A 13,781-nucleotide genomic window follows, 5' to 3' on the forward strand; every position below is an offset into this window, starting at 1 on the left:
TGGTGCGCGTCAGTGATGATGCGCGACCTCGACGTCGGTCGACGTCGGCGGCTCGATCCGGTCCTCGAAGAACCAGCGGCTGACGGCTGCGCGAGCGCGCTCCGTGGCCGTGATGCGACCGGCGGCGTTCGGGCGGAGCATCAACGGCTCGTAGTCGTTGTAGCTCACCAGACGCCAGCGCTCGTACTCGTCGACGGGCTCGTGGACCTCGATGTACTCGCCGCCGGGGAGGCGGACGATGCGACCGGACTCGAAGCCGTGCAGCACGACCTGGCGGTCCTTCTTCTGCAGGGCGAGGCAGATGCGCTTCGTGGCGAAGTACGCGGCCACCGGGCCGAGGAAGAGCAGGAACTGCAGGATCGTGATGACGCTCTCGATCGAGATCTGGAAGTGCGTCGCGACGAGGTCGGAGCTGGCCGCCGCCCAGAGGACCGCGTAGAACGTGACACCCGCGGCACCGATGGCGGTGCGGGTCGGCACGTTGCGGGGCCGGTCGGCGATGTGGTGCTCGCGCTTGTCGCCCGTGATCCACGCCTCGAGGAACGGGTAGGTCATCACCACGACGATGAACAGACCGAGGATCACGACGGGGATCAGGATGTTCAACGAGTAGGTGGTGTTGAACAGCACGAACTCCATCGGCACCCCGCCGGGGCCGCCCAGCCAGCCGGGCATGAGCCGCAGCGCCCCGTCCGCGAAGCCGATGTACCAGTCGGGCTGGGTTCCGGCGGACACGGGGGAGGGGTCGTACGGGCCGTAGACCCAGATCGGGTTGATCGCGAAGAACGACCCGATCAGCATCAGCACGCCGAAGACGATGAAGAAGAAGCCGCCGGCCTTCGCCGCGTACACGGGGAGGATCGGGTAGCCGATCACGTTCTCGTTCGTGCGGCCGGGGCCGGCGAACTGCGTGTGCTTGTGCGTCACGACGAACACCAGGTGCAGCGCGATGAAGGCGAGCACCGCTGCGGGCAGCAGCAGGATGTGCAGCGTGTAGAGCCGGCCGACGATCGCGGTGCCGGGGAACTCGCCGCCGAAGAGCAGCCAGCCGATCCAGCTGCCGACGAACGGGATGCCCTGGACCATGCCCGCGATGATCCGCAGGCCGTTGCCGGACAGCAGGTCGTCGGGGAGCGAGTAGCCCGTGAAGCCCTCGGCCATCGCCAGGATGAAGAGCACGAAGCCGATGGACCAGTTGAGCTCGCGCGGCTTGCGGAACGCACCGGTGAAGAAGATGCGCAGCATGTGCAGGCCGATGGAGGCGATGAAGAGCAGCGCCGCCCAGTGGTGGACCTGCCGGATCAGCAGACCGCCGCGGATCTCGAACGAGATGTGCAGCGCGGACTGCATGGCCGCCGACATCTCCAGGCCCTTCAGCGGCCCGTAGGAGCCGTTGTAGGTGACCTCCGCCATGGAGGCCTGGAAGAAGAAGGTGAGGAACGTGCCCGTGAACAGGATGATCACGAAGCTGTAGAGCGCGACCTCGCCGAGCATGAACGACCAGTGATCCGGGAAGATCTTCCGGCCGAACTCCTTGACGACGTAGCTGATGCCCGTCCGTTCGTCGACGTAGCGCGACGCCCAGCCGGTCACGCCGCCGGAGCGACGCTCCTCGGCAGGAGTCGTTGGGTCGTAGTTGTAAGTACTAGGCGTTGTAGTCACCGCGGCGCTCCCAGAAGCTCGGCCCGACTGGTTCGTGGAAATCGCTCTGCGCGATCAGGTAGCCGTCGCTGTCCACCGAGATGGGCAGCTGGGGCAGCGGACGGACGGCCGGTCCGAAGATGACGGCCGCCTCCCGCGTGATGTCGAACTGCGACTGGTGGCACGGGCAGAGCAGGTGATGCGTCTGCTGCTCGTACAGGGCCACAGGGCAGCCGACGTGGGTGCAGATCTTGGAGTACGCGACGATGCCGTCGTAGTTCCAGGTCTTCCGGTCGGCGGAGACGTGCAGGTCCTTGGGCTCGAGGCGCATCAGCAGCACCGCGGCCTTGGCCTTCTCCTCGAGCACGTCCTCCGACTTGTTCAGGTTCTCCGGAATCACGTGGAAGACGGAGCCGAGGGTCACCTCGGAGGCGAGGATCGGATCGCCCGTCGGGTCCTTCGTGAGCCGCGTGCCCTTCTTCCACATGGTGTGGCTGTAGGCGGCCGCCGGCGTGCCGACGGCGGGGCCGAGGTCGCGGAACAGGAAGATCGCGGGGAACGGCAGGGCCGCGAAGGCCGCGATCATGCCGTTGCGGATCAGGACGCGGCGGTTGAAGCCGGACTCGCGGTCGGCCTGCCGGAAGATCTCGACGGCCCGCGCCTGGGTCGGCGCGTCGCCGTGGACCGGGTGCCGGATGTCGATGCCCTCGTGGTCGACCATGAGGACCTTGCCCCAGTGCACCGCGGCGACGCCGACGGCGAGCAGGGCGAAGGACAGGCCGAGGCCGATGAACACGTTGTTCAGGCGGACCGAGCCGAGGTCGTTCGGGCGGATCGGGAAGGCGAAGTAGGCCGCCATCGCGAACACGGAGCCGACGACCGAGACGTAGAAGAGCGCGACGATGACGCGCTCGGCGCGCTTCGCGGCCTTCGGGTCGGTGTCGGTGACGCGCAGCCGGTGCGGGGGCAGCCCCGGGTTCTGCAGCGCGTCGGCGCGCTCGACCGCGGTGCCCGGGCTGGTCGCGGACTCCCGGTGGTCGACGGGGAGGAGGTCGTTGGAGTCGTCAGTCGCCATGTGCGTGTCCTAGTTCGCCTTGGCGGTCAGCCACACCGTGAAGGCGACGACCGCTCCGAGACCGAAGATCCAGAGGAAGAGGCCCTCCGCCACCGGGCCGAGGCTGCCCAGGACGAAGCCGCCGACGCCGGCGTCCTTGTTCTGGGTCTTCAGCGCGGTGATGATGTCCTGCTTCTCCTGCGGGGTGATGTTGTCGTCGTTGAAGACGGGCATGTTCTGCGGGCCGGTCAGCATCGCCTCGTAGATGTGGGCGGGCGTCGTCTCCATGAGGTTCGGCGCGAACTTGCCCTGCGTGAGCGCACCGCCCGCACCGGCGACGTTGTGGCACATCGCGCAGTTGATGCGGAAGAGCTCGGCGCCCTTGGTGGCGTCGCCGGTCAGCGTCAGGTTGCTGGAGGCGGGGATGCCGGGACCGGGGGAGATGGAGCCGACGTAGGCCGCCATCTGCTTGATCTGCGAGTCGCGGAACACGACCGGGTGCTTCACGCCCTGCGGGGCGTCCTGCTCGAGCGGCATGCGGCCGGTGCCGACCTGGAAGTCGACCGCCGCGGCGCCGACGCCGATGAGCGAGGGGCCGGTGGAGGCGCCCGCGAGGTCGAGGCCGTGGCACGTCGCGCAGTTCGCGGCGAAGAGCTTCTTGCCCTCGGAGATCGTCTGCGCGCTCGACATGTCGACGCTCGCGTTGGCCGGGCTGGTCGCGGTGAGCAGCGCGTAGGCGCCGCCCGTGATCAGCAGGCCGGTGAGGACCAGCGCCACGCTCGCGAGGGGGGAGCGGCGCCCCCGCTTCCGCGGACGGGCCTTCTTGTCGTCGGAGTTCATCGTCGCCGTTCTCAACCGTTCGCCTGCAGCACGTAGATGACCAGGAAGAGGCCGATCCACACGACGTCGACGAAGTGCCAGTAGTAGGAGACGACGATCGCCGTCGTCGCCTCCTTGTGTCCGAAGTTCTTGACCGCGTAGGCGCGGCCGATGGTGAGCAGGAAGGCGATCAGGCCGCCCGTGACGTGCGCGCCGTGGAAGCCGGTGGTCAGGAAGAACGCCGAGCCGTAGGCGGAGGAGCTGATCGAGATGCCCTCGCCGATGAGGGTCGCGTACTCCCACACCTGGCCGGCGACGAAGATCCCGCCGAGGGCGTAGGTGAGGAAGAACCACTCCGTCATGCCCCACTCGGACGGCTTCCAGCCGGTCGAGCGCGCCTGCAGCCGCTCGGCGGCGAAGACGCCGAACTGGCAGGTGAACGAGCTCGACACGAGGATCAGCGTGTTGACGGCCGCGTACGGCACGTTCAGGTGCTTCACCGACTCGAGCCACACGTCCGGGAGGGACGACTTCAGGGTGAAGTAGATGGCGAAGAGGCCGGCGAAGAACATCACCTCGCTGCCCAGCCACACGATCGTTCCGACCGCCACGGGGTTCGGTCTGTTGACCGCCGGGGTGTTCGCGCTCTGAAGCACCGACGCACTGCTCACGAGATCATTATGGTCGCTCCGGCGGGCTCCCAGCCCGTAATTCGACGAGTCGTCGAAGACTTTCGGCAGTCGGAGGGGGCGCCGCCTCCGCCGCGGGGGCTCCGATCCCCGTCGCTAGGCTCCGAGGGTGTCCGACACGCTCGACTGGCCGCAGCTGATCTCGGCGCTCCTCGCCGGCAGGGACCTCCGGGTGTCCGAGGCAACGTGGGCCATGGAGCGCGTCGTGACGGGCGAGGTGTCGCCCGCGACGCTCGCCGGCTTCCTCGTGGCGCTCCGCGCGAAGGGCGAGACGGTCGACGAGATCGTCGGGTTCCGCGACGCCGCGCTGGCCCACGCGCTGCCGCTGCCGCTGCCGGTGCGGGCGCTCGACCTGGTCGGCACGGGCGGCGACGGCTACAAGACGGTGAACATCTCGACGATGGCGGCGATCGTCGTCGCCGCGTGCGGGGTGCCCGTGGCGAAGCACGGCAACCGCGCGGCCAGCTCCGCGTCGGGCGCCAGCGACGTGCTCGGCGCGCTCGGCATCCGGCTCGACCTGGACGGCGACGGCGTCGCCCGCGTCTTCGACGAGGTCGGCTTCACCTTCGTCTTCGCCTCCGCCTTCCACCCGGGCTTCCGCCACGCGGCCGAGGCCCGCAGCGCGCTCGGGGTCGGCACGGTCTTCAACTTCCTCGGCCCGCTCGTGCACCCGTCCCGCCCGGACGCGAACGTCATCGGCGTCGCGACCCCGGAGGCGGTCCCGCTCATCACGGGGGTGCTGCAGACCCGGGGGGCGACCGCGCTGGTCGTGCGCAGCGACGACGGCATGGACGAGCTGTCCACCACCGGGCACAGCCGCATCCGCGAGGTGGCGGTCGGCGCCGTGACGGAGCACGACGTGCACCCGTCCGACGTCGGGCTGCCGGTGGCGCGGGTGGCGCAGCTGCGCGGCGGGACGCCGCAGGACAACGCCGCGACGGTGCGCAGCGTGCTCGCCGGCGACGGCGGCCCGGTCCGCGACGTCGTGCTGCTGAACGCCGCCGCCGGCCTGGTCGCCTGGGACCTCTACGAGGACCCCTCGAACGCCGAGCGCCCCATGGCGAAGCGGCTCGCGGAGGGCATCGAGCGGGCCGCGCGCGCGATCGACGGCGGGCAGGCCGCCGCGAAGCTCGACGCCTGGGTGGCCGCGACGCACCGCGCCGCCGGCACCGCATCGAGCTGATCCGGGCGTGGGTGCCGGCAGCGTCCGTCGCCGCTGGCAGCCCGAACGGCTGATCAGGTCCGCCGGAGGCGACGGAGGGCCGGGCGTCCGCCTGGACGCCCGGCCCTCCTCACGACCGCGGTGGTGCTACTGCACGTCCTCGTCGACCCAGTCGAAGGTCTTCGTGACGGCCTTCTTCCAGAGGCGGTACTGGCGCGCCCGCTCCTCCTCGTCCATCGAGGGCTCCCAGCGCTTGTCCTCCTGCCAGTTCTTGCGCAGGTCGTCGAAGTCCTTCCAGAACCCGACCGCGAGCCCGGCCGCGTAGGCGGCACCGAGGGCGGTGGTCTCCGCGACGACCGGCCGCACGACCGGCACGCCGAGGATGTCGGCCTGGAACTGCATGAGCGTGTCGTTCGCGACCATGCCGCCGTCGACCTTCAGCTCCTTCAGGGGCTCGCCGGTGTCCGCGTTCACGGCGTCGAGCACCTCCTTGGACTGGAAGGCCGTCGCCTCGAGGGCCGCGCGGGCGATGTGGCCCTTGTTCACGAACCGCGTCAGGCCGACGAGGGCGCCGCGCGCCTCCGACCTCCAGTACGGCGCGAACAGGCCCGAGAACGCGGGCACGAAGTACGCGCCGCCGTTGTCGTCGACCGTCTTGGCGAGCGCCTCGACCTCGGGAGCGGAGCCGATGAGGCCGAGGTTGTCGCGCAGCCACTGGATCAGCGATCCGGTCACGGCGACGGAGCCCTCGAGCGCGTAGTGCGGCTCGCCGTCGCCCAGGCGGTACGCCATCGTCGTCAGCAGGCCGTTGTCGCTCTTCACGATCTCGGTGCCGGTCGGGAAGATCAGGAAGTTGCCGGTGCCGTACGTGTTCTTGGCCTCGCCGACCTCGAACGCGACCTGGCCGAACGTCGCGGCCTGCTGGTCGCCGAGGATGCCGGCGATCGGCACCTCGCGCAGCAGGTTCGACGACTCGACCGTGCCGTAGACCTCGGAGGAGCTCCGGATCTCGGGCAGCATCGACTTCGGCACCTGGAACACGTCGAGGATCGACTCGTCCCAGGACAGCGTCTTCAGGTCCATGAAGAGGGTGCGGGAGGCGTTGGTCACGTCGGTGGCGTGGACGCCGCCGTCGGTGCCGCCGGTGAGGTTCCAGAGCACCCAGGTGTCGGTGGTGCCGAACATCAGCTCGCCGGCGGCGGCCTTCTCGCGGGCGCCGTCGACGTTCTCGAGGATCCAGACGATCTTCGTGCCGGCGAAGTACGTGGACAGCGGCAGGCCCACGGTGTCCTTGAAGCGCTCGACCCCGCCGTCCGCCGCGAAGCGGTCGACGATCGACTGCGTGCGGGTGTCCTGCCAGACGATCGCGTTGTAGATCGGCTGCCCGGTCGCGCGGTCCCACACCACCGTGGTCTCGCGCTGGTTGGTGATGCCGACCGCGGCGATGTCGTGCCGGGTGATGTCGGCGCGGGACAGCGCCTGGCCGATCACCTCGCGGGTGTTGCGCCAGATCTCCATCGGGTCGTGCTCGACCCATCCCGCCCTGGGGAAGATCTGCTGGTGCTCGAGCTGGCCGGTCGAGACCACCTTGCCCTCGTGGTCGAAGACCATCGCGCGGGTGGATGTCGTGCCCTGGTCGATGGCGAGGACGTAGTCCGCCATGGAGACTCCTTCGTTCCTGGTTCGGTCGTGCGGGTTCGGGACGGGGTGGCCGGTCAGCCGGCGAGGATCGGCAGCAGCGGGTAGGACAGCGCGCCGGCGAGCGCTCCGCCGACGAGCGGGCCGACGATCGGGACCCACGCGTAGCTCCAGTCGCTGGTGCCCTTGTGCGGGATCGGCAGGACGGCGTGGACGATGCGCGGACCGAGGTCGCGGGCCGGGTTGATCGCGTAGCCGGTCGGACCGCCGAGGGAGGCGCCGATCGCGACGACGATGAAGGCGACGGGGATCGCCCCGAGCTCGGCGGGCGTCTTCCCGTTGGTGAAGGCGATGACCGTGAAGACCAGCACGAAGGTGCCGACGATCTCGGTGACGAGGTTCCAGCCGTAGGAGCGGATCTCGGGGCCGGTGGAGAAGACGCCGAGGATCGTGCCGGACTCCGTCTCCTCGTCGAAGTGCTTCTTGAACGTGAGCCACACGAGGAACGCGCCGATCATCGCGCCGAGCAGCTGGGCGATGATGTAGAGCAGTGCGACGCCGATGCCCTGCGTGAACTTGCCGGCGACGAGCAGGCCGACCGTGACCGCCGGGTTCAGGTGCGCGCCCGAGGCGTAGGAGACCGAGACGCCGGCGAAGACGGCGAGGCCCCAGCCGACGGTGATCAGCAGCCACCCGCCGCCCAGCCCCTTGCTGCGGGTGAGGATCGCCGTCGCGACGACGCCGCCTCCGAGCAGGATCAGGATCGCCGTGCCGACCAGCTCCGATAGGAATTCCGTGCCCACTGAGGGAGTCACTGCCACCTGCCTCTTCATCGAGTTCTGCGCCGGCGCACCGGCGGGATCGCTGTGAACGTACTCCCGGCGACCAGGTGGTGCGCATCCCCGTCCGGCCGAGACTGCACATGCGTGCATCCGCTATGTTGCCCCTGACCGGCACATCTGCGCACCGGCGCGGAACGGACGTGCAGCCGGTGGCGGGAGGGACCGCGGTGGCCACGGACGTGCTCCGCCAGGAGGTCGACGGACCCGGGCGGGGACCGACGCGCGCCCAGCAGGCGCTGACCGCGGCGCACCTCTACTACATGCAGGACCTGACGATGGAGGCCATCGCGCGGGAGCTGCACACCTCCCGGTCCTCGGTGTCGCGGCTGCTCAGCCACGCCCGCGAGACCGGCCTCGTCGACATCCAGATCCACTCGCCGCAGGAGTCGACCGAGCACCTCGCGTCGATGCTGCGCGACCGGTACGAGGTCGCGGTCCACCTGGTGCCGATGCCGGACCACACGAGCGACGTCGACCGGCTGGAGCGCGTCGCGATGTCGGCCGCGCGCCTCCTCGGCCGGTTCTTCGACTCGAACATGACGCTCGGCGTCGCCTGGGGCTCCACGATGAGCGCGGTGAGCCGCCATCTCGTGCCGAAGGCGCTGAGCGGCGCGGAGATCGTGCAGCTGAACGGCGCCGGCAACACCCGGACGACCGGGATCATCTACGCGAGCGAGATCCTGCGCCGCTTCGGTCGCGCCTACGGCGCCCACGTGCAGCAGTTCCCGGTCCCCGCGTTCTTCGACGACCCGGAGACGAAGCGCGCGCTGTGGCGGGAGCGCAGCATGAAGCGCGTGCTCGAGGTGCAGGAGGGGATGCACCTCGCGCTGTTCGGGCTGGGGTCGCCGTTCGCGGAGGTGCCGAGCCACGTCTACATCGGCGGCTACCTCGACCCGGAGGACTACCGGTCGCTCAGCGACGACGGGGTCGTCGGCGACGTCGCGACGGTGTTCTACCGGGGCGACGGCACCTGGCGCGACGTCGCGCTCAACGCCCGCGCATCCGGGCCCGACCTCGACCAGCTGCGCCGCGCCCCCCGCCGCATCTGCGTCGTCGCGGGACTGTCGAAGCTCCCGAGCCTGCGGGGCGCGCTCGCCGCGGGACTCGTGACGGACCTCGTGATCGACGAGCCGCTGGCCCGGGCGCTCGCGCAGTAGGCCCCGCCTGCACGATTGTGCAGCGTCGGGCCGGCTCCGTCCCGCGGCGTCTAGATTCGCGGCACGGCGGCGCGAGCGCGCCGCGCACGTGCTTGGAGGTTCGATGAAGAAGCTCATCCGCGATCCGCAGACCGTCGTGCAGGACGCCCTGGCGGGATTCGCCGCGGCCCACCCCGGTCTGCTGCGCGTGCAGTCCGATCCGGACCTCGTCGTCCGTGCGGACGCGCCCGTGCGGGGCAAGGTCGGCCTGGTCTCCGGCGGCGGCAGCGGCCACGAGCCCCTGCACGGCGGCTTCGTCGGCCCCGGGATGCTCGACGCCGCGGTGCCGGGACCCGTCTTCACGTCACCGACGCCCGATCCGATCCTGGAGGCCACGAAGGCCGTCGACGGGGGAGCGGGCGTGCTCCACATCGTGAAGAACTACACGGGCGACGTGCTGAACTTCGAGACCGCGGCGGACCTCGCGCAGGCGGAGGACATCGCCGTCGAGACGGTCGTCGTCGACGACGACGTCGCGGTCAAGGACAGCCTCTACACCGCGGGCCGGCGCGGTGTCGCCGGCACGGTGCTGATCGAGAAGATCGCCGGCGCCGCTGCGGAGCGCGGCGACGACCTGACGACGGTCGCCGCCGTGGCGCGGAAGGTGAACGCGAACGTGCGCTCGATGGGGCTCGCCCTCAGCGCGCCGATCGTGCCGCACGCCGGCGTGCCGAGCTTCGACATCAGCGACCACGAGGTCGAGATCGGCATCGGCATCCACGGGGAGCCGGGCCGCGAGCGGATCGAGTGGGAGCCGGTCGACGGCCTCGTGTCCCGGCTGATGGAGCCGATCCTCGAGGACCTGCCGTTCACCTCCACCGACGACGTCCTGCTGTTCGTCAACGGCATGGGCGCGACGCCGCTCGTGGAGTTGTACATCGTCTACGACGCCGCCGCCTCGATCCTCCGCGAACGGAACATCCAGATCTCACGCAGCCTCGTGGGGAACTTCGTGACCAGTCTGGACATGCAGGGCTGCTCGATCACGCTCCTGAAGCTGGACGACGAGCTGAAGGCGCTCTACGACGCCCCGGTCGAGACCGCGGCGCTCCGCTGGGGACGCTGACCGGGTCGGCGAGCGGGCCGCACCGACGAAGGGAGCAGGGTGGAAGCGCTGGGCACGGACTGGGCGATCGACTGGGTTCGGCGGAGCGCGGCGGTGATCGCCGAGCACAAGGCGGAGCTGTCGGGCCTCGACCGCGCCATCGGTGACGGCGACCACGGCGAGAACCTCGATCGGGGCTTCCGCGCCGTCGCGGCGAAGCTCGACGACGCGACGCCGGAGACGCCCGGGGCGGTGCTGAAGCTCGTGGCGACCACGCTCATCTCCACGGTCGGCGGCGCGTCCGGGCCGCTGCTGGGCACCGCGTACCTCAAGGGCGCGCAGGCGGCAGGCGACGCGGAGCGCCTCGACGCCGCTGCGGTCGTCGCGCTGCTCGCGGCCGCGCGCGACGGCGTGGTGCTGCGCGGCAAGGCGGAGCCCGGCGACAAGACGATGATCGACGCCTGGGACCCCGCGGTCCGCGCGGCGCAGGGCGCGCTCGACGCCGGCGGCGACGCGTCGGCGGTGCTGTCCGCCGCGGCCGAGGCCGCGGAGTCCGGGGCCGAGGCCACGGATCCGCTCGTCGCCCGCAAGGGCCGGGCGAGCTACCTGGGGGAGCGCGCCGTCGGGCACCGGGACCCGGGGGCGCAGTCGAGCGCGTACCAGCTGCGCGCGGCGGCGACCGCAGCGGAGGGCTGAGCCGTGCCGGTCGGACTCGTCTTCGTCTCGCACAGCGCCCGGATCGCCGAGGGGGTGGTCGAGCTCGCCGCGCAGATGGCGCCGACCGTGCCGCTGGTCGCGGCCGGCGGCACCGACGACGGCGGCATCGGCACCAGTTACGACCGCGTGCTCGCCGCGATCGGCGAGGCCGACCGGGGTGGCGGCGTGCTGCTGATCGGCGACCTCGGCTCCGCGATCCTCACCGCCGAGACCGCGGTCGACCTGCTCGACGAGGAGCCCGCCGGGGGAGTGCGGGTGCTCGACGTGCCGATCGTGGAGGGCGGCGTCGCCGCGGCGGTCGCCGCCGAGTCCGGCGCCGACCTCGACGCCGTCGCCCGCGCCGCGGGCGGAGATGCACCGGAGCCGGCGCCCGAGGCGCCGGCCGCGACCGAGGCGGATGCCCCCGCGGAGGCGGTCGTCGCGCTCGCCGATCCGGAGGGGCTCCACGCCCGGCCCGCAGCCGCGCTGGTCCGGCTCGCCGCGCGCTTCGACGCCCGCGTCACCGTGAACGGCGCGGACGCCTCGAGCCTCCTGCGCGTCATCGCGCTCGGCCTCCGGCACGGCGAGCGGGTGGTCGTGCGCGCCGAGGGCGCGCAGGCCGGCGAGGCCGTGGCGGCGGTGGCGGAGCTGCTGCGCGGTCCGGCCGCATAGCGGGTTCAACCACGAGTCGAGGGTCGCCACGCCGCACGCGGCGATGCAGGAGAACCTGTGGTCGTGGCCCCCTTTCGGGGGGTCGACGATCCAGCCGCGACGCGCCGCGCGCCTCCCGATCTGGGGGTCCGCCGCCTGTCACGCTCTCCCCGTGCTCACCACTCTGGTCCTCGTCCTCGCCGGCATCACCGCCTGGTGCGTGGCGTCGCTGGCGCTCGCCCTGATCGTCGGCCCGATGGTCCGCCGCGCCGCGGGCGCCGAGCGCGGTCTCGTCGCCGATCGGCGGCCGATGACCGGCGCGATCCCGCTGCCCGTCGTCCACTAGGACGACCCCGAGCCGGGTGGGGGCGCATCCCGGGCGCCTCCATCCGATACCCGCTGAACGCCGACGGCCGGCGCACGATGACGTGCGCCGGCCGTTCGCGTCCTCCCCGCGGGGGAGCGGTCAGTTCTTCGTGCGGTCGTCCTTCTCGCCGTCGTCCTGGCCGCGGGACATGCGCAGCTCTCGCGCCTGCTCCACGTCCTTCTCGTGCTTCTTCTCCTTCTTGTCCGACTGGCGCGTGTCCCGCATCGGCAGCTGGATCTGCTCCTCCGCCGCGATGCCGGCCTGCAGCTCGCGGCCGCGCTCCAGCTCCGCGTCGAACTCCGCGCCGAACAGCAGCACGAGGTTCGTGATCCAGAGCCACAGCAGGAACACGATGACGCCGGCGACCGCGCCGTAGGTCTTCGCGTAGCTGCCGCCGCCCGAGAGGGACAGGTAGACGCCGAGCGCGACGGTGGCCAGCCCCCAGACGATCAGGGCCAGGAAGGACCCGACGCTCATCCACTTGAACTTGGGCTGCTTCACGTTGGGCGAGAAGTAGTACAGGATCGCGATCGCCGCGATGGCGATCGCGACGAGGATCGGCCATTTGACGATCTGGAACACGAGCAGCGCCGCGTCGCCGATGCCGACGACGTCCGCGATGCGGTTCACGATCGGGCCGGTCGACACGAGGATCAGCGCGCCGAGCACGACCAGCACCACCAGGATGACGGTGACGAGCAGCTGCGTCGGACGCAGCTTCCACACGGGTCGCCCCTCGGGGATGCTGTAGATCCGGTTCATCGCGCGGCCGAACGCGCCGACGTAGCCCGAGGCGGACCACAGCGCGCCGAGGATGCCGACGACGAGGCCGATGCCCACGCCCTGCGTCTTCGTCGCGTTCGTGATCAGCTGCGTCACGATGTTGTAGACGCCGGGGGAGCTCTGCTTGACGGGGGCCAGGAACTGGTCCGTCAGCTGCTGCACCGCGTCCGGGCTGAGCAGGCCGAGGATCGACACGATCGCGATGACCGCGGGACCGAGCGCCAGCACCGAGTAGTAGACGAGCGCGGCGGCCAGGTCGGTGCACTGGTCGGACCCGAACTCCTTCGCGGTCTTCTTCAGCGTGTAGACCCAGGTGCGCTTGTGCAGGTCCTCCGGCCCCTCGGGCTTCGAGCCCGCGTCGGGGGAGGGCGTCCTGCCCGGCGCGACGTCGTCGGTTCCGCCGCGACCGGTCGTGCCGGCGGCGGTGCGCTCGGCGCGGCCGTCCGCTCTGGAGCGGGGGAGCCACGACCGCCCGGGGTCGCGCGAGACGGCATGGCCCGCCGCGGCGACCGCCCCGACGACCCCGGCCGCGACGACCGAGAGGCCGGCCGCCGTGGCCATCTCGCCGGAGCGCGCGCTGCGGAAGCCGCCGACCTTCTGCTCGGGGGTCGCCACGTCAGCCCGCCGAACCGGGGGCGGAGGAGCCCTCGGCTCCGGAGGCGGCACCGGACGAGTTCGCCGGTCCGCCGGTCTTCGACGAGGCCGGGGCCTTCGGCGCAGCGCTCGGCTTGGGGCTCGGCGCCGGGGCGGGGCTCGGCGTCGGGGCGGGCGAGCCGGTGCGCACGGCCTCCGGCGTCGACGCCGCGGCGGGCGAGCCGCTGTCGGAGGAGTCCTCCGAGTCGGTGCCGGCGGAGCCCGCGGCCGACGCTGCGGCGGTCGCGGTCTCGGCGACCTTCGACACGGTCTCCGAGATGCTCGGCGCCTTGTCCTCGATCGCCTCCTTGGCCTTGCCGCCGACCTTCTGCACGGTCGGGTTCTCGCGGAACCCCTGCACGCGGTCCGTGATGGCGTCGTAGGCGGGGCGTCCGGCACGGGCGCCGATGACGTACCCGGCGGCGATGCCCGCCACGAACAACAGCTTTCCTCGCATGTGTCTGCCTCCTCTTGGCTCCCCTCATCGTGGGCGCTCCTCACTGCGAGCCTGGCGATCCTTCAGCCTTCTTCCACGTCGCTCCCAGCGCAGCCGGATGGAGGTCGG

The 13,781-nt window shown here is 71.3% G+C and carries 14 protein-coding genes; 6 read left to right on the forward strand and 8 right to left on the reverse strand.

Annotated features, from left to right (window positions below):
- Nucleotides 1–9: 9 nt before the first annotated feature.
- From qcrB to ctaE, 4 genes are read right to left on the reverse strand one after another with little or no spacing between them, the layout of a single operon-like run.
- Entirely contained in the window at nt 10–1,662 is a 1,653-nt protein-coding gene (gene qcrB / locus ABEA53_RS05040; protein ID WP_425550596.1) for a cytochrome bc1 complex cytochrome b subunit, read from the reverse strand.
- Entirely contained in the window at nt 1,646–2,716 is a 1,071-nt protein-coding gene (qcrA, locus tag ABEA53_RS05045) for a cytochrome bc1 complex Rieske iron-sulfur subunit (RefSeq protein WP_345479923.1), read from the reverse strand. Before qcrA ends, qcrB begins: the two co-directional genes overlap by 17 nt.
- 9 nt (nt 2,717–2,725) lie before the next feature.
- Nucleotides 2,726–3,535, reverse strand: a complete 810-nt coding sequence (qcrC, locus tag ABEA53_RS05050) for a cytochrome bc1 complex diheme cytochrome c subunit (RefSeq protein WP_345479924.1) — start codon at nt 3,533–3,535, stop codon at nt 2,726–2,728.
- Nucleotides 3,536–3,546: 11 nt separating this feature from the next.
- Complete coding sequence (ctaE, locus tag ABEA53_RS05055; protein WP_345479925.1) at nt 3,547–4,185, reverse strand: aa3-type cytochrome oxidase subunit III; 639 nt, start codon at nt 4,183–4,185, stop codon at nt 3,547–3,549.
- Between the two features lie 127 nt (nt 4,186–4,312).
- Between ctaE and trpD the strand changes: the two genes are divergently transcribed.
- The gene (trpD, locus tag ABEA53_RS05060; protein ID WP_345479926.1) at nt 4,313–5,386 is read left to right on the forward strand and encodes an anthranilate phosphoribosyltransferase; all 1,074 of its coding nucleotides are present in this window, start codon (nt 4,313–4,315) and stop codon (nt 5,384–5,386) included.
- A gap of 126 nt (nt 5,387–5,512) precedes the next feature.
- On the opposite strand, the gene glpK is transcribed toward trpD, so the two are convergent.
- Both glpK and ABEA53_RS05070 read right to left on the reverse strand, forming a co-directional pair.
- Entirely contained in the window at nt 5,513–7,027 is a 1,515-nt protein-coding gene (glpK, locus tag ABEA53_RS05065; RefSeq protein ID WP_345479927.1) for a glycerol kinase GlpK, read from the reverse strand.
- A 53-nt stretch (nt 7,028–7,080) separates the two neighbouring features.
- Nucleotides 7,081–7,836, reverse strand: coding sequence for an MIP/aquaporin family protein (locus ABEA53_RS05070; RefSeq protein WP_345479928.1), 756 nt, complete (start codon nt 7,834–7,836; stop codon nt 7,081–7,083).
- Nucleotides 7,837–8,012: 176 nt separating this feature from the next.
- Here ABEA53_RS05070 and ABEA53_RS05075 point away from each other — a divergent pair, with 176 nt between their 5' ends.
- From ABEA53_RS05075 to ABEA53_RS05095, 5 genes are all read left to right on the forward strand, one after another.
- Nucleotides 8,013–9,002 carry a sugar-binding transcriptional regulator gene (locus ABEA53_RS05075; protein ID WP_425550597.1) on the forward strand — a complete coding sequence of 330 codons (990 nt, stop codon included), beginning with the start codon at nt 8,013–8,015 and terminating at the stop codon, nt 9,000–9,002.
- A gap of 103 nt (nt 9,003–9,105) precedes the next feature.
- A complete protein-coding gene (gene dhaK, locus ABEA53_RS05080; protein WP_345479929.1) occupies nt 9,106–10,107 on the forward strand; it encodes a dihydroxyacetone kinase subunit DhaK in 1,002 nt (333 codons plus the stop codon).
- A 39-nt stretch (nt 10,108–10,146) separates the two neighbouring features.
- A complete protein-coding gene (gene dhaL, locus ABEA53_RS05085) occupies nt 10,147–10,782 on the forward strand; it encodes a dihydroxyacetone kinase subunit DhaL (RefSeq protein WP_345479930.1) in 636 nt (211 codons plus the stop codon).
- A 3-nt stretch (nt 10,783–10,785) separates the two neighbouring features.
- The gene (gene dhaM, locus ABEA53_RS05090; protein ID WP_345479931.1) at nt 10,786–11,454 is read left to right on the forward strand and encodes a dihydroxyacetone kinase phosphoryl donor subunit DhaM; all 669 of its coding nucleotides are present in this window, start codon (nt 10,786–10,788) and stop codon (nt 11,452–11,454) included.
- 151 nt (nt 11,455–11,605) lie between these two features.
- Entirely contained in the window at nt 11,606–11,779 is a 174-nt protein-coding gene (locus ABEA53_RS05095; RefSeq protein ID WP_345479932.1) for a hypothetical protein, read from the forward strand.
- A 120-nt stretch (nt 11,780–11,899) separates the two neighbouring features.
- Here ABEA53_RS05095 and ABEA53_RS05100 read toward each other — a convergent pair whose 3' ends face one another.
- Together ABEA53_RS05100 and ABEA53_RS05105 are read right to left on the reverse strand one after the other, a co-directional pair.
- On the reverse strand, nt 11,900–13,198 hold the full coding sequence (locus tag ABEA53_RS05100) for a YihY/virulence factor BrkB family protein (protein ID WP_345479933.1): 1,299 nt from the start codon (nt 13,196–13,198) through the stop codon (nt 11,900–11,902).
- Nucleotide 13,199: 1 nt separating this feature from the next.
- A complete protein-coding gene (locus tag ABEA53_RS05105; protein WP_345479934.1) occupies nt 13,200–13,673 on the reverse strand; it encodes a hypothetical protein in 474 nt (157 codons plus the stop codon).
- Nucleotides 13,674–13,781: the final 108 nt, after the last annotated feature.

The sequence above is a fragment of the Amnibacterium soli genome, assembly GCF_039544415.1.
Lineage (GTDB): Bacteria > Actinomycetota > Actinomycetes > Actinomycetales > Microbacteriaceae > Amnibacterium > Amnibacterium soli.